The sequence below is a fragment of the Vibrio sp. 1249-1 genome (assembly GCF_033340495.1).
On sequence record NZ_JAWOWJ010000005.1, the window covers coordinates 82,603 to 106,139 of the forward strand.

Annotated in this window: 22 protein-coding genes and 1 tRNA gene; 15 read left to right on the forward strand and 8 right to left on the reverse strand. The window is 44.6% G+C overall.

All coding sequences use genetic code 11. The features are described from left to right. From R7Z50_RS11095 to luxS, 10 genes are all read left to right on the forward strand, one after another. A tRNA-Arg gene (locus R7Z50_RS11095) sits at positions 1 to 77 on the forward strand. Positions 78 to 630: 553 nt separating this feature from the next. Then, the gene (locus R7Z50_RS11100) at positions 631 to 888 is read left to right on the forward strand and encodes an oxaloacetate decarboxylase subunit gamma (protein ID WP_005379932.1); all 258 of its coding nucleotides are present in this window, start codon (positions 631 to 633) and stop codon (positions 886 to 888) included. A 31-nt stretch (positions 889 to 919) separates the two neighbouring features. Further along, positions 920 to 2,704: a sodium-extruding oxaloacetate decarboxylase subunit alpha gene (gene oadA / locus R7Z50_RS11105; RefSeq protein ID WP_318149074.1), complete on the forward strand. Its 1,785-nt coding sequence runs from the start codon at positions 920 to 922 to the stop codon at positions 2,702 to 2,704. Positions 2,705 to 2,713: 9 nt separating this feature from the next. After that, complete coding sequence (locus tag R7Z50_RS11110) at positions 2,714 to 3,844, forward strand: sodium ion-translocating decarboxylase subunit beta (RefSeq protein ID WP_005379935.1); 1,131 nt, start codon at positions 2,714 to 2,716, stop codon at positions 3,842 to 3,844. Between the two features lie 123 nt (positions 3,845 to 3,967). Further along, on the forward strand, positions 3,968 to 4,918 hold the full coding sequence (locus tag R7Z50_RS11115; protein WP_005385434.1) for an NADP-dependent oxidoreductase: 951 nt from the start codon (positions 3,968 to 3,970) through the stop codon (positions 4,916 to 4,918). Beyond that, positions 4,912 to 5,373 (forward strand): YqaA family protein, encoded by a 462-nt coding sequence (locus R7Z50_RS11120; RefSeq protein ID WP_005379938.1) that lies wholly within the window; start codon positions 4,912 to 4,914, stop codon positions 5,371 to 5,373. Before R7Z50_RS11115 ends, R7Z50_RS11120 begins: the two co-directional genes overlap by 7 nt. A gap of 9 nt (positions 5,374 to 5,382) precedes the next feature. After that, complete coding sequence (locus tag R7Z50_RS11125; RefSeq protein ID WP_158174157.1) at positions 5,383 to 8,226, forward strand: M16 family metallopeptidase; 2,844 nt, start codon at positions 5,383 to 5,385, stop codon at positions 8,224 to 8,226. A gap of 156 nt (positions 8,227 to 8,382) precedes the next feature. Further along, the gene (gene gshA / locus R7Z50_RS11130; RefSeq protein ID WP_005385430.1) at positions 8,383 to 9,951 is read left to right on the forward strand and encodes a glutamate--cysteine ligase; all 1,569 of its coding nucleotides are present in this window, start codon (positions 8,383 to 8,385) and stop codon (positions 9,949 to 9,951) included. Between the two features lie 23 nt (positions 9,952 to 9,974). Then, positions 9,975 to 10,580 carry a hypothetical protein gene (locus R7Z50_RS11135; protein WP_169644374.1) on the forward strand — a complete coding sequence of 202 codons (606 nt, stop codon included), beginning with the start codon at positions 9,975 to 9,977 and terminating at the stop codon, positions 10,578 to 10,580. 84 nt (positions 10,581 to 10,664) lie between these two features. Further along, a complete protein-coding gene (gene luxS / locus R7Z50_RS11140) occupies positions 10,665 to 11,183 on the forward strand; it encodes an S-ribosylhomocysteine lyase (RefSeq protein WP_017820391.1) in 519 nt (172 codons plus the stop codon). A gap of 68 nt (positions 11,184 to 11,251) precedes the next feature. Here the strand turns inward: luxS and R7Z50_RS11145 are convergent, their stop codons facing one another. Together R7Z50_RS11145 and R7Z50_RS11150 are read right to left on the reverse strand one after the other, a co-directional pair. Beyond that, a complete protein-coding gene (locus R7Z50_RS11145) occupies positions 11,252 to 12,532 on the reverse strand; it encodes an HlyC/CorC family transporter (RefSeq protein ID WP_005379948.1) in 1,281 nt (426 codons plus the stop codon). A gap of 124 nt (positions 12,533 to 12,656) precedes the next feature. Then, positions 12,657 to 13,451: an inner membrane protein YpjD gene (locus R7Z50_RS11150; protein ID WP_005379950.1), complete on the reverse strand. Its 795-nt coding sequence runs from the start codon at positions 13,449 to 13,451 to the stop codon at positions 12,657 to 12,659. Between the two features lie 224 nt (positions 13,452 to 13,675). On the opposite strand from R7Z50_RS11150, the gene ffh reads away from it, so the two are divergent. The 5 genes from ffh to rplS all read left to right on the forward strand — a co-directional run bounded on the left by ffh (position 13,676) and on the right by rplS (position 17,278). Then, a complete protein-coding gene (ffh, locus tag R7Z50_RS11155; protein WP_158174155.1) occupies positions 13,676 to 15,058 on the forward strand; it encodes a signal recognition particle protein in 1,383 nt (460 codons plus the stop codon). Between the two features lie 209 nt (positions 15,059 to 15,267). Next, positions 15,268 to 15,516, forward strand: a complete 249-nt coding sequence (gene rpsP / locus R7Z50_RS11160; RefSeq protein WP_005379962.1) for a 30S ribosomal protein S16 — start codon at positions 15,268 to 15,270, stop codon at positions 15,514 to 15,516. 29 nt (positions 15,517 to 15,545) lie between these two features. Beyond that, positions 15,546 to 16,094 carry a ribosome maturation factor RimM gene (gene rimM, locus R7Z50_RS11165; RefSeq protein WP_005379964.1) on the forward strand — a complete coding sequence of 183 codons (549 nt, stop codon included), beginning with the start codon at positions 15,546 to 15,548 and terminating at the stop codon, positions 16,092 to 16,094. A gap of 27 nt (positions 16,095 to 16,121) precedes the next feature. Beyond that, a complete protein-coding gene (trmD, locus tag R7Z50_RS11170; protein WP_005385420.1) occupies positions 16,122 to 16,883 on the forward strand; it encodes a tRNA (guanosine(37)-N1)-methyltransferase TrmD in 762 nt (253 codons plus the stop codon). A gap of 41 nt (positions 16,884 to 16,924) precedes the next feature. Further along, positions 16,925 to 17,278: a 50S ribosomal protein L19 gene (gene rplS / locus R7Z50_RS11175; RefSeq protein ID WP_005379971.1), complete on the forward strand. Its 354-nt coding sequence runs from the start codon at positions 16,925 to 16,927 to the stop codon at positions 17,276 to 17,278. Positions 17,279 to 17,933: 655 nt separating this feature from the next. On the opposite strand, the gene yacG is transcribed toward rplS, so the two are convergent. From yacG to pilB, 6 genes are all read right to left on the reverse strand, one after another. Then, complete coding sequence (yacG, locus tag R7Z50_RS11180; RefSeq protein WP_017635922.1) at positions 17,934 to 18,128, reverse strand: DNA gyrase inhibitor YacG; 195 nt, start codon at positions 18,126 to 18,128, stop codon at positions 17,934 to 17,936. Positions 18,129 to 18,286: 158 nt separating this feature from the next. Further along, on the reverse strand, positions 18,287 to 19,027 hold the full coding sequence (gene zapD, locus R7Z50_RS11185) for a cell division protein ZapD (RefSeq protein WP_005373086.1): 741 nt from the start codon (positions 19,025 to 19,027) through the stop codon (positions 18,287 to 18,289). A gap of 27 nt (positions 19,028 to 19,054) precedes the next feature. Further along, positions 19,055 to 19,669, reverse strand: coding sequence for a dephospho-CoA kinase (gene coaE / locus R7Z50_RS11190; protein ID WP_017635920.1), 615 nt, complete (start codon positions 19,667 to 19,669; stop codon positions 19,055 to 19,057). Then, positions 19,670 to 20,539, reverse strand: a complete 870-nt coding sequence (locus R7Z50_RS11195) for a prepilin peptidase (RefSeq protein WP_203346078.1) — start codon at positions 20,537 to 20,539, stop codon at positions 19,670 to 19,672. A gap of 64 nt (positions 20,540 to 20,603) precedes the next feature. Beyond that, positions 20,604 to 21,827 carry a type II secretion system F family protein gene (locus R7Z50_RS11200; protein WP_017635918.1) on the reverse strand — a complete coding sequence of 408 codons (1,224 nt, stop codon included), beginning with the start codon at positions 21,825 to 21,827 and terminating at the stop codon, positions 20,604 to 20,606. 23 nt (positions 21,828 to 21,850) lie between these two features. Then, positions 21,851 to 23,536, reverse strand: a complete 1,686-nt coding sequence (gene pilB, locus R7Z50_RS11205; RefSeq protein WP_206970626.1) for a type IV-A pilus assembly ATPase PilB — start codon at positions 23,534 to 23,536, stop codon at positions 21,851 to 21,853. Position 23,537: the final 1 nt, after the last annotated feature.

Consider the following 23,537-nt stretch of genomic DNA (forward strand, 5'->3'; position numbering starts at 1 on the left):
GCGTCCTTAGCTCAGCTGGATAGAGTACCTGGCTACGAACCAGGCGGTCGGAGGTTCGAATCCTCCAGGACGCGCCAGTCATTGAAACAGCCTCGCAATTGCGAGGCTTTTTTGTATCTAGACATCTGAAATATGGCGTAGGATCACTAGAGCCTATGTTCCTCTTTTTTAAAAGCGAATATGTGCGTATCTAAGCAATTTGCTACCAAGCTTCTGTCGCATCGTGTGAAATCATCCTGATTATCCCTCCTATACACTGACTTCCATTTTTCATTTCAATCACTCTCATGTAGTCACTTTGTTTGTTATTTGTTTATTTATTGTTAATCTTGTTCATCTTTTTGTTTTTGTTGGTTTTTACTGCGTGAGTCCCGATTTGATTTTGAAATCTAAATCGCAGTTTTTATTTATGTCCTCCTTTACTCTGTTCGTAAGGTGATAGCGATTTGAAGTGATTATTTTGTCATGAACTGTGATCTGGGTAGTGAATAAATAATCATTTATCAGGATTACTACAAACCTTCCTTAAACAAAATTGACAAAATTTAACCAATCGAGATAATCCATGGGTCGGGATTTGACACTATTAAAGTCCTGCACGTTGTCAGGATGACAAAGAAAGGAAGCAACATGACTAATATAGGAAGCCTGCTAGTAGATGCGGCCACCCTGATGCTAACGGGGATGGCGGTCGTATTTATTTTCCTCACTATTCTTGTTTATCTCGTTCGGTTAATGTCGAAATTGGTACCAGAAGAAGTACCAGAGCCGATCGCAGCACCAAAAACAAACACTAATATTCAATCAACCTCTTCAGCTGTTAGTCCACAAGTAGTGGCGGCGATCTCGGCTGCGATTCATAAACATCGCGCCTCATTCGCGAAGTAGCCGAACTAGGATTAAAAAGGAGTTTAAGAGCATGTCTAAACCACTAGCTATTACTGATGTGGTCCTTCGTGATGCCCATCAATCACTATTTGCTACGCGTATGCGTATTGAGGATATGCTGCCTATCGCAGCTGAGTTGGATAAGGTTGGTTACTGGTCTCTAGAGACTTGGGGTGGTGCAACATTTGATTCTTGTATTCGATTCTTAGGAGAAGACCCTTGGGAGCGTTTACGTGAACTAAAAAAAGCGATGCCTAATACACCAATGCAAATGCTACTGCGTGGTCAAAACCTTTTAGGATACCGCCATTATGCCGACGACGTAGTAGAGAAGTTTGTTGAACGCGCGCATGCTAACGGCATGGATGTATTCCGTATTTTTGATGCAATGAATGACGTGCGAAACTTCCAGAAAGCCGTTAAAGCAACGGTTGATGTTGGTGCGCATGCTCAAGGTACGTTGTCTTACACAACGAGCCCAGTGCATAACGCAGACACTTGGGTTGACTTGGCAAAACGCCTAGAGGATTTAGGTTGTCACTCGCTGTGTATTAAAGATATGTCTGGCTTACTTAAGCCTTATGAAGCGGAAGAGCTTATCACGCGTATCAAAGCGTCTTGTGATGTGCCATTGGCACTTCATTGTCATGCAACAACGGGGCTGTCTACAGCAACAGCGGTAAAAGCAGTAGAAGCCGGTATTGATATTCTCGATACTGCGATTTCTTCAATGAGTTGTACCTACGGCCATACACCGACTGAAACGGTAGTCGCTATGCTAGAAGGTACCGAGCGAGATACCAATTTGAAACTCGAGCAACTGGAACCTATCGCCGCATATTTCCGTGAGGTACGTAAGAAGTATGCGAAGTGGGAAGGCCAGTTAAAAGGAGTCGATTCACGCATCCTGATTGCTCAAGTGCCTGGTGGTATGCTGACCAATATGGAAGGCCAGTTGAAAGAGCAGGGCGCTGCGGATCGCATTGATGAAGTATTAGAAGAGATCCCTCGTGTACGTGAAGATCTTGGTTTCATTCCATTGGTGACTCCAACTTCACAGATCGTCGGTACTCAAGCGGTGATTAACGTGCTTACTGGCGAGCGCTATAAGAGTATTACCAAGGAAACCGCAGGTCTATTGAAAGGTGAGTACGGTCAAGCACCAGCCGAGTTAAATGCAGAACTGCAAGCGAAAGTGCTTGATGGTAAAGAGCCAATTACCTGTCGTCCTGCCGATTTACTTGAGCCTGAAATGGAGACGCTTACGGTTGATCTGATGGAGAAAGCGAAATCAGAAGGCATTAAGCTAGCAAGTGAGCGTGTTGATGACGTACTCACTTATGCACTTTTCCCTCAAGTTGGGCTTAAATTCCTTAAGAATCGTGAAAACCCAGAAGCATTTGAGCCTGCACCAACGCTAGAAGCTGCGAAGCCTGCTGTACCTGCAGCTCAACCAGCAAATGGTGGTGTAGAAACTTATAGTGTACGTGTTGACGGGCAGGTGTATGAGGTGGAAGTTGGCCCTCAAGGTGAACTGACATCTGTTGCTCCTTCTAATGCACCGGCAAAATCGGCTACACCTAGCACACCTTCTAATGCTTCAGCTGAAGCGGTGCCTGCTCCTCTTGCAGGTAACATCTTCAAAGTGAATGTTCAACCTGGTGCTGAGGTAGCTGAAGGCGATGTATTGCTCATCCTTGAAGCGATGAAAATGGAAACTGAAGTACGAGCGGCGCGTGGTGGTGTGGTTCAAGAGCTGAACGTTAAAGAAGGCGATGCTGTCACAGTAGGTGCGCCTCTGTTGAGCCTGGCGTAAGGGAGTATCATGGACGGATTGTTAACCCTTTGGGCAGAAACAGGGATCGCTAACTTCGAGTTCGGCCAAATCTGTATGATGCTGGTTGGTTGTACCTTGCTGTTTTTGGCAATTAAAAAAGGATTTGAACCTTTACTGTTATTGCCGATTGGTTTCGGTGCTATTTTGGCGAATATTCCAAATGCTGGCTTTACTGAGCCTGGTGGCTTGCTCTACTACGTTTACTACATTGGGATTGAATCGGGTGTGTTCCCGCTATTGATCTTCATGGGTGTGGGCGCGATGACTGACTTTGGTGCTTTGATCGCAAACCCAAAAACGTTGTGGTTAGGTGCGGCTGCGCAGTTTGGTATTTTTGCAACACTGTTTGGCGCTATTTTGCTCAACTATGTACCTGGCATGGAGTTCTCCATGGCAGATGCTTCGTCTATCGCGATCATCGGTGGTGCTGATGGGCCAACAGCGATTTTCTTGGCGAGTAAGCTCTCTCCAGATCTGTTAGGTGCGATTGCAGTCGCGGCATACAGCTATATGGCATTGGTGCCGATCATCCAGCCACCAATCATGAAAGCACTGACAACCAAGGAAGAGCGTCAAATCAAGATGGCTCAGCTTCGTCATGTTGGTAAATGGGAGAAAGTCATCTTCCCGCTTGCTGTATTACTGATGACGATTCTGTTCTTACCTTCAGCTACGCCATTGGTTGGTATGTTCTGTTTGGGTAACTTGATGCGTGAAGCTGGTGTGGTCGATCGTTTATCGAAAACTGCTCAAAATGAATTGATCAACATAGTGACTATCTTTTTAGGTCTTGGTGTTGGTTCTAAGCTGCAAGCTGAGCAGTTCTTGAACCTAGAAACGTTAGGTATCTTGGGGTTAGGCGCAGTTGCATTTAGTATCGGTACTGGTGCGGGCGTCCTGATGGCGAAACTGCTTAACAAGTTCTCGAAAGAAGACATCAACCCACTTATTGGTGCGGCTGGCGTTTCTGCGGTACCAATGGCCGCGCGAGTCGTAAACAAAGTTGGTTTACAAGCTAACCCGCAAAACTTTTTGTTAATGCATGCGATGGGACCAAACGTTGCTGGTGTGCTGGGTTCAGCCGTTGCGGCTGGTATATTGTTAGCACTTGTTGGTTAGACATTATTGAAAATGGAATTATCAACCAATTTACAAAATCACGATTAACTTAGGTTAACAAAATGGTTTATAGTCAAAGGGATGCTTTCGCATCCCTTTTTGTTTTCTTGCAGGGAATGGTTTATGGAACACAAACAGATCGTTATCACTGAGTTTGGTGATGCCAACGTACTCGCGATTCAACATGCTTCTACACCATCACCACAGCCTGGTGAAGTCTTAGTAAAAGTCGCTTTTTCAGGCGTAAATCCTATTGATGTCAAAACTCGAGCTGGGCTCGGTTGGGCAGCAGCGCAGAATAAGGATAATTTACCTTGGGTGCCAGGTTACGACATCTCAGGAAAAGTGATGTCTTGTGGAGAGGGGGCATCACGTTTTAATGAAGGTGATGAGGTGGCTGGATTTATTGGTTTCCCAGTTCGAGGCGGTGGTTACAGTCAATACATATGTGTTCCAGAAACTGAGTTAAGTCATGTTCCTAGCTCCGTAACTTTGGAGGCAGCTGCTGCATTACCGTTGGCGGGACAAACTGCGGCACAAGCTCTCAGTAAGGCTAATGTGACGGAAAACGATCGCGTACTTATCCTCGCTGGAGCCGGTGGTGTTGGACACCTCGCGGTACAAATTGCGATCGCGACGAAAGCGGAAGTCTTTACAACCTGCAGTGAACGAAATTTAGATTACCTTGCGACGCTCGGTGCTCATGCAGTGAACTATCAATTTGCACCAGTGTCAGAACGTGTTGAAGATGTTGATGTTTTGATTGATTTAGTAGGCGGAGATGCTGCGTTAGATGCGCTTAAATGCCTGAAAGATAATGCGAGAGTCATCACCGTTCCAACCATAACTGCTGAGCTGATTTGTGAAAAAGCCAAACTCCTAGGCTTTGAGGCTAGTGGCATGTTGGTTGAACCAGACCCTGCGCAGTTAGATACCTTGTTGTACATGGTCGGCGTCGGCTTACTGAAGACTGAAATTCAACAGGTTTATCCTATGAGTGATGTCATTGGTGCTCACCAGCAGGTCGAATCAGGAAGAACCAGAGGCAAGGTGTTGCTTGATATGACATGCTAGAAGCATTTAACACGAGTTTTGAAAGTTTAGCGCTTTGGTTTTCAGATTCAGCATTATGGGTGCTTTTCATGACCGGTTTTCTCAGTGCCACGTTGTTGCCTGGTGGTTCTGAAGCGGGCTTAGTTGCCACTCTCTCATTAAATCAATACTCCGTTTCTTCAATTGTTATGGTCGCTACTATCGGTAATACGCTTGGTGGCTTAACAAATTATTGGCTTGGCTTGTGGATTCCCAACAAAGCACAAGAGGAAAAGCACGGTCATACCGCATTAAAGTGGCTCTCTAAGTATGGCTATTGGGGGTTATTTTTTAGCTGGTTACCTGTAATAGGAGACCCGCTGTGTTTAGCCGCAGGGTGGCTAAGAATGAAGTTTCTGCCTTGCGTGATTTTAATATTTTTAGGAAAGGCTGCTAGGTATAGCTTACTTGCGGCCATCTATCTCGGATTATTTTAAGGAAAGTACATGAAGATGTTTTGGGTTGGCGCGTGTTCACTGTTGGTGATCACGGGCTGTGCATCAAATACGCCAGTTTCATCACTGCCGAAAGGGGTAACTTTCGTTGAGTCATCGAAAGCTGAAGAAGGCAAAGTTAAGATTCCATACCAAAAGTATAAACTCGATAATGGTTTAACGGTGATCTTAGCTCCTGAAGATTCTGACCCATTGGTCCATGTGGATGTGACTTACCATGTTGGTTCAGCTCGTGAAGAAGTGGGTAAGTCTGGTTTTGCGCATTTCTTTGAGCACATGATGTTCCAAGGTTCAGAGAACGTTGGTGACCAAGAGCACTTCAAAATCATCACGGAGGCTGGCGGCACATTAAATGGTACTACAAACCGCGATCGTACTAACTACTTTGAAACTGTCCCTGCTAACCAGCTCGAGAAAATGCTGTGGTTAGAGTCTGACCGTATGGGCTTTTTGTTGGATGCGGTTTCTCAACGCAAATTTGAAATTCAGCGTTCGACTGTAAAAAATGAGCGAGCTCAGCGTTACGATAATCGTCCTTATGGCTTAATTTGGGAGCGCATGTCCGAAGCGCTATATCCTGAAGGTCATCCGTATTCGTGGCAAACCATTGGTTATGTTGAAGATCTTGATCGTGTTGATGTGAACGACCTCAAAGCGTTTTTCTTGCGTTGGTATGGCCCAAACAATGCGACTATCACGATCGGTGGTGACTTAGACGTTGAACAAACTCTAGAGTGGGTAAATAAGTACTTCGGTTCGATTCCTCGTGGTCCTGAGGTTGAAAATGCGCCGAAACAACCTGCAAAACTGCAAGAAGACAAATACATCACGCTAGAAGATCGTATTCAACAACCTATGGTGATGATCGCGTGGCCAACAACCTACAACGGCGAAGAAAGCCAAGCGTCTCTCGACACGTTATCAGAAGTATTGGGTGGCGGTACCAACAGCGTGCTCTATCAAGACCTAGTGAAGACTCAAAAAGCGGTCGATGCTGGTTCATTCCATGACTGTGCTGAACTGGCGTGTAACTTTTACGTTTACGCAATGGGTGATTCTGGAGACAAAGGCGACCTATCAAAACTGTACGACGAGCTTTTACAATCACTGAATCAGTTTGCGGAAAAAGGCGTGACAGAAGATCGCCTTGAGCAGTTGAAGGGTAAAGCGGAAGCGGATGCTATTTTTGCTCTAGAAAGCGTTAAAGGTAAAGTGACTCAGTTGGCTTCCAACGAGACATTTTTCGGCGATCCTGATCGTCTTGAGCAACAGCTTGAACAAATCCGTGCAGTTACGCCGACTTCGGTAGAAAAAGCGTATACGGACTTTATCCAAGGTAAGAACAAAGTGACCCTAAGCGTGGTCCCAAAAGGAAAAACAGACCTTGTCGTAAAACCTGCGACCTTTGTGACACCAAAGCGTACGCTGCCAGAATATGAGAAGATTTCCGATGACCAATTGGCGTATCGTCGTGCGACCGATAACTTCGATCGCTCAGTGCAACCGCCAGTAGGAGAACCAGTGAAAGCGACGATGCCAGAGCTGTACGAGTTACATTTCAAGAATGGCTCAGAGCTGCTTGGTGCAGTTAGCGATGAAACGCCGACGGTGATGATGCAATTTAGTCTACCTGCAGGGACACGTTTTGTTGAAAAGGGTAAAGAAGGTCTTGCCCAATTGACCGCTGCGATGTTGCAAGAAGGTACAACGAAACGCAGTGTCGAAGAGATTCAAGCTGAGCTTGATAAACTGGGTAGTGTTATCTCTGTTAATGCCACAGGTTATACAACAAACATCAGTGTTTCTGCTCTAGAAAAGAACTTAGAGCCGACGTTAAAAATTGTCGAAGAGATGTTGCTGTCTCCTGCATTTAATCAAGATGATTTCGAGCGTGTAAAAATGCAAGCGCTAGAAGGCCTGGTATATGAGCACCAAAATCCAAGTTGGATGGCGTCACAAGCGAGTCGCCAGGTGCTCTATGGGGATTCGGCTTTTGCTCGACCAAAAGACGGCACGCAAGCAGGTGTCAGTGCATTAACGTTGGATGATGTCCGTGAATTCTACTCGAAGCATTACACGCCACAAAGTGCGCAAATCGTCGTTGTTGGTGACATCAATAAACAGGAAATTGAGCAGCAACTGACGTTCTGGAAAAACTGGCAAGATGAAGCTGCGCCATTGTATGCACCGCAAAGCATTGCTGCATTAGGTGAGCAAAAGATCCATCTTGTTGATAAACCAGGAGCGCCGCAAAGTGTGGTCATGATGGTTCGTCAAGGTATGCCTTACGACGCAACGGGCGATTTTTACCTAAGCCAACTGGCAAACTTCAACTTAGCTGGGAACTTCAATAGCCGCATCAACCAAAATCTACGTGAAGACAAGGGGTACACATACGGTGCTTACGGCTATTTCTCTGGTAATCCAGAAACAGGCTCGGTGGTTTTCACCGCGCAAGTACGAGCGGATGCAACGGTTGCTTCGATCATTGAGATGGAAAATGAGCTAAATGAATACTCGCAGTCAGGTATTACTGATGAAGAGATGAAATTTATGCGTCAAGCGGTCGGTCAAAAAGATGCACTGAAATATGAAACGCCAACACAAAAAGCGGAGCTCATCAGTGATATTCTTAAGTACAACCTCGATCATGATTACTTGCAGCAAAGAAACGCTATCGTAGAAAAAGTTGATAAGCAGACGTTGAATGCGCTGGCTCAGAAATGGTTTGATCCAAATGACTATCAAATTATCGTCGTTGGTGATGCTAAATCGTTGCGTCCTCAATTAGAAAAGTTGGGGAAAGACGTAGAAGAGCTTGAAATCATTCGATAGAGTACACATTTAATAGCGGAGAAACGTTTCTCCGCTATTCATCTAGATAAGCAACTTTTCGTGGGTTATTTATCTAGATGCATTAACTATCAATAACTTAGCTTACACTTGTGTTATGTAACAAGTGTCCTGCTCCCAATATAAGCGAACCTCATTTTGACTGATTTTGCTGCGCGACTAAAAAAAGTTGCATCAAACCCCGAAGTATTTAAGCAGTTTGGACGCGGTGTTGAGCGAGAAACTTTGCGCTATCGTCAGGATGGACATCTAGCTACAACTCCTCATCCTGAAGGGTTAGGCTCTGCGTTCACAAATCAATGGATCACAACGGATTTTTCGGAATCATTGTTAGAGTTCATTACGCCTGTGTCACATGAAATTCCAGAACTGATGGCACAGCTGAAAGATATCCATCATTTCACTCAAACCAAAATGGGTGAAGAGAAAATGTGGCCACTATCAATGCCTTGCTACGTAGGCTCAGAGGATGATATTCAGTTAGCCCAGTATGGATCTTCGAATGCAGCGAAAATGAAAACGCTGTACCGAGAAGGCCTAAAGCGTCGTTATGGCAGCCTGATGCAAATTATTTCAGGTGTCCACTTTAACTTCTCGTTTCCTGAAACATTTTGGGATGCGCTCTATGGCGAGCAAGATGAACAAGCCCGCCAAGATGCTAAGTCTGATGCGTACTTTGCGTTGATCCGTAATTACTACCGCTTTGGCTGGATGATTCCCTACTTCTTTGGTGCATCACCAGCGTTATGTGGCTCTTTTATTCAAGGTCGTGAAACCGATCTGCCATTCGAGAAGATTGGCGGGACATTATATTTGCCGAAGTCGACGTCTTTGCGTTTGAGCGATCTTGGCTATACCAATAGTGCTCAAAGTGTGCTGAAAATTGGTTTTAACAGCATTGACCAATACCTCGATGGTTTGAGTGATGCGATTCGCCACCCATCAGAAGAGTTTGCGAAAATTGGGGTAAAAGTGGATGGTGAATACCGCCAGCTTAATTCCAATATCTTACAAATTGAGAATGAACTGTACGCTCCGATTCGTCCAAAACGTGTATCGAAAAGTGGTGAGAAGCCTTCAGATGCGTTACGACGCGGTGGTGTCGAATACATTGAAGTTCGTTCTCTAGATGTTAACCCATTCAGCGCAGTGGGCTTAAATGAAGAGCAAGTACGATTCTTGGATCTCTTCCTTACCTGGGCGGCCTTGTCAGACTCAGATCCTATGGATAACTGTGAATTAGAGTGTTGGCGCGATAACTGGAATAAAGTCATTGTTTCTGGCCGTGAAAAAGGTCTAATGCTGCAAATTGGTTGTCAAGGTGAACGTCTATCTCTACAAGATTGGGCACACCGAGTTTTCGTCGAGTTACGTCAAATAGCACAGCAAATGGATATGACCGCTGGTGGCAGTGCATACCAAGATGTGTGTAATCAACTCGAGACATGGATTGATAACCCAGAACTAACGATCTCTGGTCAACTATTAGAGCTAACGAAAGAGCTGGGTGGGCTAGGTAAAGTTGGTTGTACTCTTGGTATGAAGTACCGTGATGAAAACCTAGCTCACGGTTATCAGTACTATTCACAAGATACGATGGAAACGGAAGTAGCGTCGTCCGTGGAAAAACAAAAGCAAGCAGAGCAGAGTGACACGCTTTCTTTTGATGATTTTTTGGAAGATTACTTTGCTTACCTGAAGCAGTAATGACTAACTAAGGATTGGTGGGGTTGAACATTAAGTCGTTAGTAGTAGCGGTACTTGGAAGCGTGTTACTTGCAGGTTGTGCTACGGCACCGCCAAAGCAGCAGAATAACTTATGCGAGATATTCCGAGAGAAATCCGGTTGGTACGATGATGCCAAAGATATGGAAGCTGAATGGGGGACCCCTATTCATGTCGCTATGGCCATCATTAAACAAGAAAGCAGCTTTCGGCACGATGCAAAACCACCTAAAGATTATTTGCTAGGGTTTATTCCTTGGGGACGAGTCAGCAGTGCGTATGGTTACGCTCAAGCTCAAGACCCTGCTTGGGAAGACTTCCAAGATGCCACAGGTCAGGGTGGCTCTCGTACCAACTTCGATGATTCTATGATGTTTGTCGGTTGGTATACTCATGAAACACGGCGTCAGCTGGGGATTTCATTATGGGATCCCTACAACCAGTATCTGGCTTATCATGAAGGGCGAGGTGGGTATAAGCGAGGTACTTATAATCGAAAGCCTAGTTTAATCAAAGTCGCTCGACGTGTTGAACAAACAGCGAAAACTTATGGCTGGCAGCTGAAGCAATGTCGTCAGGAATTAGAAGACAACAGCAGCTGGTTCTTTTAGCCCACAGTCAGTTCATGTGCTGTAGGGATGAATGACATTTATCCATTACCGAAAGGTACTGGAGTTACAATCAGGAGAGATGTAATGCCTTTACTCGATAGTTTTACCGTGGACCACACTCGTATGAATGCACCGGCAGTGCGAGTGGCGAAAACCATGCAGACCCCAAAAGGGGATACGATTACTGTTTTCGACTTACGCTTTACTGCGCCAAACAAAGACATTCTTTCTGAAAAAGGTATTCACACCCTAGAGCACCTTTATGCAGGCTTTATGCGTAATCACCTAAACGGTGATTCTGTTGAGATCATCGATATTTCGCCTATGGGTTGCCGCACAGGTTTTTACATGAGTCTGATTGGCACACCATCAGAGCAGCAAGTCGCAGATGCTTGGATTGCAGCAATGGAAGACGTGCTGAAGGTAGAAAGTCAGAATAAGATCCCTGAACTTAACGAATACCAATGCGGCACGGCAGCAATGCACTCTTTAAAAGAAGCACAACAGATCGCAAAGAACATTTTGGATGCTGGTGTTTCGGTGAACAAAAATGATGAACTTGCTTTGCCTGAGTCGATGTTAAAAGAGTTGCGCATCGACTAGGTGCTCATTAAGAAGCATATTGCCCCAATAAGTAAAAAAGCCTGACATGAGTCAGGCTTTTCTTTTGTTTATTTGGATGTCGATTTTTTCTTCTTCGGATAAACACGAACGAGCTTGATTCGGTTCTCTTCAATCTCAACAAGTTCCATTGGGTGACCCGCTACTCTCACGCTTAAATGGCTCTCTGGAATATCTTCCAGGTGCTCCAAAATAAGACCGTTTAACGTTCTTGGGCCATCCGTTGGTAAATCCCATTTCAGGCCTTTGTTAATATCTCGAATATTGGTGCTGCCTTCAATAAGAAAGCTTCCGTCACCTTGAGGACTGATTTCATCAGAGAGGCTTGGAGAAATTGACGTCGTGAACTCACCAATGATCTCTTCCAGAATATCTTCAAGAGTGATTAGACCGATGATATCACCGTACTCATCCACGATCAGACCGATACGTTGCTTGTTGCGTTGGAATTTCAACATTTGCACGTTCAGTGGTGTGCCTTCTGGGATGTAATAGACCTCATCAGCAGCACGTAATAGCGTTTCTTTGTTGAATTCGTTCTTTTCCAACATCAGACGATAAGCTTCACGCAAGCGCAGCATGCCAACCACTTCATCAATTTGGTCACGATAGAAAACTATGCGTCCATGTGGTGAGTGTGTTAGCTGGCGAACAATGGATTTCCAGTCGTCGTTAATATCAATACCGGTAATTTCATTGCGTGGGACCATAATGTCGTTCACGGTGACGTGCTCAAGATCTAAAATAGACACTAGCATGTCTTGGTGTCGGCGAGGAATCAAACCGCCAGCTTCATTTACCACCGTACGCAGCTCATCGGAGCTAAGATGATCTTCTGCTGAGTGATCCGCTCTTACACCAAGTAAGCGGATAAAGCCATTCGTAATAAAGTTAACAAGCATCACTAAAGGCGACAGTAACTTCATCAGTATGGTCAATAATATACTGCTCGCGTAGGACACACGTTCAGGGTAAAGCGCTGCAATTGTTTTAGGGGTAACCTCGGCAAAAACCAATACAACCATAGTTAGTGCACCGGTTGCGATAGCGACACCTAAATCACCATACAAACGCATACCAATAATGGTCGCGATCGCGGACGCGAGAATATTAACGAGGTTGTTGCCGATAAGAATAAGACCAATCAAACGATCTGGACGGTCTAATAGTCTTTCGACTCGCTTAGCACCCTTATGCCCGTTTTTGGCTAAGTGTTTTAAGCGATAACGATTCAGAGACATCATCCCTGTTTCTGAACCGGAAAAGTAACCTGATATGACGATAAGACACGCGAGTAGCGCAAACAAGATACCCGTAGAGATGTCGTCCAAAACGTTGCTGTTCCTTGTAAGTATTGGGTTATATAACGGTTGAGTAAGTCCGTTAAGTCAAAGAGTTAAGGCGTACTGTATTTTATCTAGCCTAAAATATAAAGGATAGGAGCCCTAGAGCTCCTTAATTCAAGATGATTTCTTTTACAAAGCGACTGCCAAAATATGCCAGAGTTAACAGTGTTGCTCCTGCAACAGCGAACCATGTGACTTTTCTACCACGCCAGCCTTTTTGATAGTGACCCCAAAGTAGTATTGAGTACACCACCCAAGCGATGAAAGAAAGAATGCCCTTATGCGCCTTACCTTGGGCAAACATATCCTGCACAAAGACAAAGCCAGTAATGAGCGTGGCAGTTAACAATAAGTTACCGATCAAAATAATTTTGAAGAGTTGACGCTCCACCATTAATAGAGGCGGCAGGTTTGGGTTAATCGCCAAAGATTTTTTTGCTTTCAGTTTGTGATCCAGCCAAGCCAACTGAAGCGCATAGAGTGCCCCGATAGTTAAAGTCGCGTATGAGAAGAGCGCAAATGAAATATGAATGAGTAGCTTAGGGTCATTCTCTAGGTGCTTTATAAACGTGCTTGGCAAAAATGTGGCAGCAGATAAATTGATGGCAGCAAAGCTATAAACGACTGGCAATAAAAACCACAGTCGGTTTTTCAACATAGCAAGGCTCATGACCAGAGAAATAATAAAACTGATCAAAGAAGCCACGTTGAGAATACTCAGGTTTTGACCTGAACCATCAAAGATCAGATCACTCAAAATCCACGCATGAAAAACAAGCGCACAGGCAGCACTAGCAAACACTGTTTTTGCTTTGATTCCTGACTGTTGTGAGAGTCCGGGTATGATGGTCGCAATCGCCAAGACATAAAGTATGGCGGCCGCGATGGCTATTAAGCTATCCATGAATCCTAAATATTATTGTGCACGATGGAGAAATTATACCTTGCATTACACTTTGGGGCTACGTTATATCCGACATCAATCGTGAGAGATGAGATATTGAAATTAATAAGTTACCGCACCATATATAAATAGAGACAAGAATAGGACAGCGGTACGGGTATGACTCAGACCTTGGCTAATGTATACTCACACTAATTAATCGCCATTTTAGCGAAGAGACAAAGATGTTTGAGAATTTAACGGATCGATTATCCAAAACGCTGAAAAATATCAGTGGTAAAGGTCGTCTGACCGAAGACAACATTAAAGAAACCCTACGTGAAGTCCGAATGGCTCTACTTGAAGCTGACGTTGCGCTTCCGGTCGTTCGTGAATTTGTGAACCGCGTTAAAGAAAAAGCGGTGGGCGTAGAAGTTTCTAAATCTCTGACTCCAGGTCAGGAATTTATCAAGATCGTTCAAACAGAACTTGAAGCCGTAATGGGTGAGTCGAATGAGGCACTAAACCTTGCTGCTCAACCACCTGCTGTGCTTCTTATGGCAGGTCTACAAGGTGCGGGTAAAACCACATCGGTAGGTAAGTTATCTAAGCTTCTAAAAGAACGTGACAAGAAGAAAGTTTTGGTTGTGTCTGCCGACGTTTACCGTCCTGCGGCAATCAAGCAGCTTGAAACACTGGCATCAGACATCGGTGTTGACTTCTTCCCATCATCACCAGACCAAAAGCCTATTGATATCGCCAATGCAGCGATTGACCATGCGAAGAAAAAATTCTACGACGTACTTATTGTCGATACCGCAGGTCGTTTGGCAATTGATGAAGAGATGATGGGGGAGATCAAAGATCTTCACTCAGCTATCAACCCAGTAGAAACGCTATTTGTTGTTGACGCCATGACGGGTCAAGACGCAGCAAATACAGCAAAAGCCTTTGGCGATGCGCTACCTCTTACCGGTGTAGTTCTAACTAAGGTTGATGGTGATGCTCGTGGTGGTGCGGCACTTTCAGTACGCCATGTCACGGGCAAACCAATCAAATTCTTGGGTGTCGGTGAAAAAACTGACGCGCTAGAACCGTTCCACCCAGATCGTGTTGCTTCACGTATTCTTGGCATGGGTGACGTTCTGTCTTTGATTGAAGACCTACAACGCAACGTTGACCAAGAAAAGGCAGAAAAGTTAGCGAAGAAGTTCAAAGAGAAGAAAGGTTTCGACCTTGAAGATTTCCGTGAACAGCTAGGCCAGATGCAAAACATGGGCGGCATGATGGGGATGATGGATAAGCTTCCAGGAATGTCCCAGCTACCAGACAATGTGAAAGATAAAGTCGATGACAAGATGTTCAAACAGATGGAAGCGATCATCAGCTCCATGACAATGAAAGAACGTCAACGCCCAGAAATTATCAAGGGCTCGCGCAAGAAGCGTATCGCGGCTGGTTCTGGTGTGCAGGTTCAAGATGTAAACCGCTTACTAAAACAGTTCACCCAAATGCAGAAAATGATGAAAAAGATGCAAAAAGGTGGCATGAAAGGCATGATGCGCAACATGCAAGGCATGATGGGCGGCATGGGTGGTGGCGGTGGCTTCAACCCATTTGGTCGTTAATTAATCGATCACGCATAGATTCAGGGTGTTAGGTACGTCACAAACTTTAAATTCAATTTATGTTGGTGAAAAAGTAACTAAACTCCTTGCATTGCTCCGGGAGAAGAGTAAAATCCCGGAGCTTTATTTTGGCACGAGACCCCAAACTGTTTAATTTCTTGAATGGTTTTTGGGGTTAATTTTATTTTTGAGAAAGCAAAGAGGACGACATGGTAACCATTCGTTTGGCACGTCACGGCGCTAAAAAGCGTCCATTTTATCAAATCGTAGTAGCGGACAGCCGCAACGCTGCAACTGGCCGTTTCATCGAGAAAGTTGGTTTCTTCAACCCAACTGCTAAAGGTCAAGAAGAAGGTCTACGTCTAGACCTAGACCGCGTTAACCACTGGGTTGGTCAAGGCGCGTCAGTATCTGACCGTGTTGCTAAGCTAGTTAAAGACGCTCAAAAAGCGGCTTAATTTTTTACTTGAAAAGTAGAAACTAGTTTATGTCGATGAAAGGTAAAGAAACAATGAGCAACGAAAAGATTGTTGTAGGCAAGTTTGGTGCTACTTACGGCATTCGTGGTTGGCTTAAGGTTTTTTCCTACACAGACAATGCTGAAAGCATTTTCGATTACAGCCCTTGGTACATTAACCAAAAGGGCAAGTGGGTTGAGTACAAAGTAGAAAGCTGGAAGCGCCATAACAAAGGTATGGTGGCTAAGCTGGAAGGCATGGATGTTCGTGAAGACGCGCATCTAATGACGAACTTTGAAATTGCTATTGACCCTGCGGTACTTCCTGAATTGTCAGAAGATGAGTTCTACTGGCGCGAATTGTTTGGGATGCAAGTTGTAACCACTAAAGGTTACGATCTAGGTGTCGTTACTGACATGCTAGAAACTGGCTCAAACGATGTTCTGGTTGTTAAAGCAAATCTTAAAGATGCTTTCGGGCAGAAGGAACGATTAATCCCGTTCCTTGAAGAGCAAGTGATCATTAATGTTGATCGCGAAGCTCAACGGATCGAAGTTGACTGGGATCCTGGATTCTAATCTCCAAAATTACAGAGCGAGATAAACATGTGGGTTGGCGTTATTAGCCTTTTTCCAGAAATGTTCCGTTCTGTTACTGATTTTGGAGTAACAGGTCAAGCGGTTAAAAAAGGTCTTTTGTCGATTGAGACTTGGAATCCTAGAGATTTCACTCACGACAAACATCGCACAGTCGATGACCGACCTTACGGTGGTGGCCCTGGTATGTTAATGATGGTTCAGCCTTTGCGCGATGCCATTCATACCGCGAAAGCAGCCTCACCGGGCAAGACGAAAGTCATCTACCTTTCTCCTCAAGGTCGCAAGCTCGACCAGAAAGGAGTGGAAGAACTGGCAACGAATGAGAACTTGCTTCTGATTTGTGGTCGTTATGAAGGGGTAGATGAGCGCATCATTCAATCTGAAGTCGACGAAGAATGGTCGATTGGTGATTTTGTGATGACGGGTGGTGAGATACCAGCCATGACGTTAATCGACTCTGTTTCTCGGTTTGTTCCGGGTGTACTAGGGGATTTCGCGTCAGCAGAAGAAGACTCTTTTGCAAATGGCTTGTTAGATTGCCCTCACTATACGCGTCCAGAAGTATTGGATGACAAAGAGGTACCAGCTGTACTGATGTCAGGCAATCACAAGGACATTCGTCAATGGCGACTCAAGCAGTCGTTGGGCCGTACTTGGCTAAGAAGACCAGAGCTCCTGGAAAACCTAGCTCTGACTGACGAACAGGAACAATTACTTGCTGAGTTTGTTAATGAGCATAAAGCCATTAAAGAACATAACGCAAAGTAACCTAATTTATTTAGTATCAGTTTATTCTAGGAATTTAAAAAATGAGTAACATCATCAAAGCTCTTGAAGAAGAGCAAATGAAATCAGACCTACCTAAATTTGCACCAGGTGACACTGTTGTAGTTCAAGTTAAGGTAAAAGAAGGTGACCGTGAGCGTCTACAGGCTTTCGAAGGCGTTGTAATCGCAATCCGTAACCGTGGTCTACACTCTGCTTTCACTGTACGTAAGATCTCTAACGGTGAAGGTGTTGAGCGTACGTTCCAAACACACTCTCCAATCGTTGATAGCATCGAAGTTAAACGCCGTGGTGCAGTACGTCGTGCCAAGTTGTACTACCTACGTGAGCGTTCTGGTAAGTCTGCTCGTATCAAAGAGAAACTTGCTAAGAAGTAATGCTATAACTAGCGTTCTCATCTTAAACGGAGTCCTTTTAGGGCTCCGTTTTTTTATTTGTGTAATTAGCTTGCTCGTTTCTTTTCACCCGACCTGAACTGTCGATGCTCATGCACTGATGTACACTCCACGCCTCTGCCTTGCTGTGAATAGATTCCTGATGTCGCTATGGCTCCTCGGAATGACGGGAAATGATGATCAAATATTACTGGGTACTGTGGTTAAAATTCGTCATTTTGAATAGCGACGGAGGAGCGTGATTCAGAATCTACTAGTCGAGCATGCAAGTGTTTACGTTGTTAGCTTCATCCTTGCTATGAGTAGATTCCTGATGCCGTTATGGATCCTCGGAATGACAGGAAATGATGGTCAAAGATTATAGAGTACCGTGGTTAAAAGTCGTCATTCTGGATAGCGACGAAGGAGCGTGGTTAAAAATCTACTCGCTGAGAATGCTAGTGTTTCAGTTGTCTAACAGTATTCTTGCTATGAGTAGGTTCTTGATTTCGCTATGGCTCCTCTGAATGACGGGAATTGATAACCAAAGATTACAGGGTACCGTGGTTAAAATTCGTCTTTCTGGACAGCGACGAAGGAGCGTGATTCAGATTCCCCAAGAAGGAACCTAGGGTATTCCTTTACCCTAGGTCTCAATTTAATACTGGTCTTCAGACCAGCCATCACTATCGGACATATCGGGTGCGCCTGGGATGGTGTTTTCTTCATCTGCCCATTCACCAAAATCAATCATTTGACATTGTTTACTGCAGAAAGGGCGATGAGGACTTTGTTCTCCCCATTCTACGTCGGCGCCACATTGTGGACATTGAACGATGGTAACTTTAGACATAGTTGAGCGTCCCATTACTAATTGGTGTTAAAGGGTAGTATACCTAAACGAATTAAAGATGGCTTATTCAACGCGCTATTGCTGCTACGAAATTTTATCAAATATAAGCGCAATAAAGCGTTGAATTTTAGATTATGGAGGCGAGGCGTAGTGTCGTCTTAGCTGCACACAGCAAGTTCAAACTCAATATCTTGTGTGCACGCTTGGCCGTTTTCAAACGACATAAACTTGATCGCAAAGCGATTTTTATGGCCTGAAATCATAGGATACACGCCATATTCCATTGGGATGTGAAGTCTTAGAATGTTGGCTTCATCAGCGTCACTTTGGAAGAAACCTGCACGACCGATTTGAGCTTTGAAATGTCCGGTCTCTCTAGTGAGCTTTAACCATAACGAAAGCGCATCAGATAAGGGCTTTAAGCTTGCTTGCCACTGTTGTGCATCACGCTTTTTACGTTCAATAGGTAGATGAAGCCAGTAGTGTAATGCTGGCAGATCAAAACAGCATGAACCACCCGGTAGATTAAAGCGTTGGCGGATAGAGCTTAAGAAGCGATCTTCTTTTAGTGCTTGACCAAAACGCTCTGCACCCATCAGTTGGCTATGAACGACATCTATCTCTTGTAGTAGGGTATTTAATGCGTCTTGATCGACGCCATCAACATTGAGCCAATGGCGGTACGACAGCCGTTGCTTCTCTAAATCTTTGGCCAGTTCACTTTTCAGCTGGATCTGTTCGAAGATCTCAACCATATCGAATAACGCACGGAAAAACAGTTGGTACTGGTGATTTTCGCTAAACCCAGAGGCCAAGTGAGCCTGACGCAGCAGAGACTCCACTCTTAGATAAATACGAGTTTTCTCATTTAACGGATGTTCAAATTTGTGCGTGGTCATCGACATAAGCCTTTGTGAGTTTCGTTCCTATTTTCGCAGATTTTTCTTACACATGGCTAGGTACTTTTCGTGCAAATCTGTGATTTGAAGCAAAAGATCAGGGTCACTTGGATTATTCTTAACCACATCGTCTGCAAGCGCGAGCCTTTGCTCTCTTGATGCTTGAGAGGCAAGGATGGCGCGAACTTGATCTTCACTCACATTGTCTCGTTTCATCGTGCGAGATATCTGTGTATTCGGTTCAACATCGACGACAAGAACGCGATCACACAAACTATCTAGCTTGTTTTCTACGAGCAACGGCACCACAAGTAACGCATACTCTGAAGTGACTTGCTGCAAATCTTCGATCATCTTTTCACGAATTATCGGGTGCAACAGTGCGTTGAGCCATGCTTTTTCATCTGAATTCGAAAAGATTTTTTCTCTCAGCTTTGCGCGATCTAAAGTTTGGTCTTCACGAACGATATCGTGACCAAAGTGTTCAATAATCGCGTTTAGGCCGGGAGTACCTGGCTCGACAACTTCTCTTGCTACAATGTCGGCATCGACGATATCGATTTTAAATTGTTGTTTGAACAGATTCGCAACGGTTGTTTTTCCACTAGCGATACCACCTGTTAAACCAATAACCAAAGCCATTTACACTCCTAGAACTGAAGTAAAGTACCAGTTTAAAATCTGCTCGCCCCAAATTAAGCTTATCCAACCAGCAATTGCTAAGTAAGGACCGAAAGGGAAAGCTTTTTCAATTCCCTTCTTTTGCAAGCGTAGTTGAATGATGCCAAATACGATGCCAACCACAGAGGAAAGTAGAATGATCATCGGCAGTGACTGCCAACCTAGCCAAGCCCCTAGTGCTGCTAGTAGTTTAAAATCACCATATCCCATTCCTTCTTTACCAGTAAGTAGCTTAAAGCCCCAGTAAACGGACCAGAGACATAGGTAACCAGCAATAGCACCAATGACAGAATCTTGTAGAGTAACAGGACTTATTTCGACTAATGCTAAGGCAATGCCAGCCCAAGTTAATGGTAATGTTAATTGGTCAGGTAACAACATAGTATCGAGATCGATAAATGTTGCGGCGATTAAGATAAAAGTAAAAAAGAGTAGGGCAACGGTAAAGTAACTAAAACCAAAGTAATAAGCTATAAAGCCTGAACAGAACGCGGTGAGCAGTTCAATCAGTGGATAGCGTGCACTAATGGTTGCCTGACAGTTGTGACATTTGCCTTTTAAAAGCAGCCAGCTAATCACAGGAATGTTGTCGCGAATACGTATCGGTGTTGCGCATTTCTGGCAGGAGGAGCGTGGGACGCTCAAGGTCAGCACTTCTTTAGGAGGTTCTATTTTGTATTCAGGAAATGACTCGGCACATTCGCGTCGCCATCCTAGTTCCATGATTTTAGGTAGTCGATAAATAACCACATTGAGGAAGCTACCCACGATCAGACCGAAGATGGTGGCAAACACAACGAATAGCCAAGGGTAGTACTGGAATACTTCCATATTTGTCTCTTGAGCGATGAGTGAAATCAGCAAGATGCTGTTTTAAAGGAGTTAACAGCTCATTCTAGCCCAATACACTCATTAAGTTAAAGATTGGCAAGTACATTGCTGTCACTAATCCGCCAACAACGATACCTAAAAATACGATAATTAGTGGCTCTAGAATTTTACTAAGGTTGTCGACGGTGTTGTCGACTTCAAACTCGTAGATCGTTGCAACTTTATTGAGCATATCGTCAAGTCGACCAGACTCTTCACCGATCATGACCATTTGTAACACTAATTCAGGGAACACATTACAGTTACGCATGGCAACATACATTGGCATACCTGCGGCGGTATCACGGTAAACTTCTTCTATGGCGAGTTGATAGTGTAAGTTTCCTGAGGTTTTTGATGTGGTTTTTAAACTGGTTAGAATTGGAATACCCGCTGTAAAGCTTGTGGCGAGTGTTCGACTAAATTTGGCGATAGCGGCTTTTGATAATACAGGGCCCAGGACAGGAAATTTAAGCACAGAGCGGTTGAGCATTAAGCGAAAAGAATCTGAACGCTTAGAGAGGATTCTCGCCGAAATGAATAAACTAATGGAGCCTAGTGCGATAAACGGACTCCAGTTTTGTGTCCAGGCGGAAAGATCTAATACTTGCCTGGTAAACCACGGTAAGTCAGCACCAAAACCAACAAACATTTTTTCAAACTCGGGAATGACTTTGGTGAGCATGATAAACGACACGCCTAACGCTACTAGCACTACCATGGCTGGGTAGATCAGTGCTTTGATCACTTTCGCACGGAGTTGTTCATTTTTTTCTCGGTAGGTGGCTAAGCGCTCGAACACTTCTGCTAAGTTACCGGATTGCTCACCTGTGGCGATAAGATCGGTATAGAGTGGGTCAAAGTGTTCACTTGCAGTGCGCATGGCTTTTGACATGGGCGTCCCTGCTTCAACGGCGCGTGTCACGCTCATCAAAATGGATTTCATCTCTGCTTTTTTGTGATTCTCTGATACCAATTTTAAAGCCTGAACCAAGGGCACACCGGTTATCAACATCGTCGAAATCTGACGGGTAAACACCGTGATGTCTCTGCCTTTCACGCGATGGCTGAGTTTAGTGAGAAACGAGATACTGCTTTTCTTTAACTTCTTGATCTTGATGTGCTGTGCGTCTAGACGCTCGCGTACTTCAATTTCTGTCATCGCGAGGGTTTGCCCAGATGTCTTTTTGCCTGAACTGTTGATGCCTTTCCAGCGGAAGTTTTTAAGTTGTGGTGTAGTGCTTTTCATGGATGTGACTGCTGATTAAAGGATTAAAAATAAAGTACGCGCTGTAGTTCACTAAAACTTGTGATCCCTTGTTTGAGTTTTTCTATGCCCGACATTTGTAACGTGCTCATACCATTTGCGATGGCGAGTTTTTCTAGTTCATGTACAGAGGCGCCTTTAATAAGCGCTTCGGAAAGAAATTCATCAAAGCGCATCACTTCATAAATCCCCGTTCGGCCGGAATAACCATGAGTACACTCATTGCATCCATCGGGATTGGCTTTAAAAATGTTGTCGCTTGCTTGAATACCGAGATGTTGCAACTGAACGGTAAGCTCTTGTGGTTGCTTGCAGACCGAGCACAGTTTACGGGCTAAACGCTGGGCAATAATCAAACTAAGAGAGGAGGCCAAGTTAAAGCTTTCTACGCCCATGTTTGATAAACGAATCACCGTTTCAGCTGCAGAATTGGTATGCAAGGTTGAAAGTACTAAGTGACCGGTTTGCGATGCTTTTATGGCGATTTCCGCAGTGTCTAAGTCACGAATCTCACCGACCATTACCACATCCGGGTCTTGACGTAAGAAAGAGCGCAGGGCTTCGGCAAAACCAAAACCAATCTTAGGCTGAACTTGAACTTGGTTAATGCCCGATAAGTTAATTTCTACTGGGTCTTCTGCCGTGGAAATGTTGATTTCTGGCTTATTGAGGATACTCAGCCCAGTGTACAGAGAAACGGTTTTTCCGCTCCCGGTTGGACCTGTCATCAGAATCATGCCTTGTGGGCGACGCAGCGCATCCAAGTACAATTGTTTTTGTTGTTCGCTATAACCAAGCTTGTCGATATCCAATGACGCAGAGCTGCTGTCGAGCAGTCGTAGTACAATTTTCTCTCCGAATAGAGTCGGTAGCGTGGATACACGCATATCAATTGCGGTGTCTTGATTCAACTTGAGCTTAATACGCCCATCTTGTGGTAAACGTCGCTCTGCAATATCAAGTTTAGAGAGGATTTTGATACGAGCGGATAAGCGGCGACTTAAGTGGCTTGGTGGCTGCTGTGTTTCAATTAAGATGCCATCACAGCGTAGGCGCACACGGTACATCTTTTCATAAGGCTCAAAGTGGATATCGGATGCGCCTTTGCGCACAGCGTCCAACAGAATTTGGTTGATGTAACGGCTAACAGGAGACTCATCTTGGCTCAAGTCTTCAATGTTGTCGATTTCATCTGCGCCCACATCAACCAGATTGGCTAACTCTTCTTGGTTGATCTCTTTTAACCCGGACTTCTCATGACTCAATGAACGACCATATAAGCGTCGAATTGCCGCGCTGAGTTGACGAAAATCCGCCAACACCAATTCAATCTGTAAACCAGTGGCAAAGCGAAAATCATCTTCTGCTTGTTGGTTGGTGGGGTCGGCAACCGCTAATAATAACGTTGAAGACGTACGCTGGAGTGGGAGTGCGTTATGCCGCGTGATTAATTCCCTAAGGCCAAGTTGCTGACAAAGCGAAGCATACTCGTACTGAGATAACTCGGGCTGATTTAAACCAAAGAGAGAACTTAAGTGCTCAGCGAGTTCGCTTGATGTAAATAATCCAGAACTGAGTAAAGCCTCTGGCATCGAAATACCAGAAGCTTTGACTTGCTCTATTAACGATTCTTCTTGGGAAAAAGTCAGTAACCCTTTTTGGCGAAGAACCGTGGAGAGGTTAGTTAGCACT

What these genes read in the sequence shown, in the direction of transcription:
- ffh (WP_158174155.1), top strand. Translation starts at nt 13,676, where the DNA reads ATGTTTGAGAATTTAACGGATCGATTATCCAAAACGCTGAAAAATATC.
- rplS (WP_005379971.1), top strand. Translation starts at nt 16,925, where the DNA reads ATGAGTAACATCATCAAAGCTCTTGAAGAAGAGCAAATGAAATCAGAC.
- R7Z50_RS11120 (WP_005379938.1), top strand. Translation starts at nt 4,912, where the DNA reads ATGCTAGAAGCATTTAACACGAGTTTTGAAAGTTTAGCGCTTTGGTTT.
- zapD (WP_005373086.1), bottom strand. Translation starts at nt 19,027, where the DNA reads ATGACCACGCACAAATTTGAACATCCGTTAAATGAGAAAACTCGTATT.
- rpsP (WP_005379962.1), top strand. Translation starts at nt 15,268, where the DNA reads ATGGTAACCATTCGTTTGGCACGTCACGGCGCTAAAAAGCGTCCATTT.
- R7Z50_RS11115 (WP_005385434.1), top strand. Translation starts at nt 3,968, where the DNA reads ATGGAACACAAACAGATCGTTATCACTGAGTTTGGTGATGCCAACGTA.
- R7Z50_RS11110 (WP_005379935.1), top strand. Translation starts at nt 2,714, where the DNA reads ATGGACGGATTGTTAACCCTTTGGGCAGAAACAGGGATCGCTAACTTC.
- rimM (WP_005379964.1), top strand. Translation starts at nt 15,546, where the DNA reads ATGTCGATGAAAGGTAAAGAAACAATGAGCAACGAAAAGATTGTTGTA.
- R7Z50_RS11150 (WP_005379950.1), bottom strand. Translation starts at nt 13,451, where the DNA reads ATGGATAGCTTAATAGCCATCGCGGCCGCCATACTTTATGTCTTGGCG.
- oadA (WP_318149074.1), top strand. Translation starts at nt 920, where the DNA reads ATGTCTAAACCACTAGCTATTACTGATGTGGTCCTTCGTGATGCCCAT.
- R7Z50_RS11125 (WP_158174157.1), top strand. Translation starts at nt 5,383, where the DNA reads ATGAAGATGTTTTGGGTTGGCGCGTGTTCACTGTTGGTGATCACGGGC.
- coaE (WP_017635920.1), bottom strand. Translation starts at nt 19,669, where the DNA reads ATGGCTTTGGTTATTGGTTTAACAGGTGGTATCGCTAGTGGAAAAACA.
- R7Z50_RS11195 (WP_203346078.1), bottom strand. Translation starts at nt 20,539, where the DNA reads ATGGAAGTATTCCAGTACTACCCTTGGCTATTCGTTGTGTTTGCCACC.
- R7Z50_RS11100 (WP_005379932.1), top strand. Translation starts at nt 631, where the DNA reads ATGACTAATATAGGAAGCCTGCTAGTAGATGCGGCCACCCTGATGCTA.
- yacG (WP_017635922.1), bottom strand. Translation starts at nt 18,128, where the DNA reads ATGTCTAAAGTTACCATCGTTCAATGTCCACAATGTGGCGCCGACGTA.
- R7Z50_RS11200 (WP_017635918.1), bottom strand. Translation starts at nt 21,827, where the DNA reads ATGAAAAGCACTACACCACAACTTAAAAACTTCCGCTGGAAAGGCATC.
- trmD (WP_005385420.1), top strand. Translation starts at nt 16,122, where the DNA reads ATGTGGGTTGGCGTTATTAGCCTTTTTCCAGAAATGTTCCGTTCTGTT.
- luxS (WP_017820391.1), top strand. Translation starts at nt 10,665, where the DNA reads ATGCCTTTACTCGATAGTTTTACCGTGGACCACACTCGTATGAATGCA.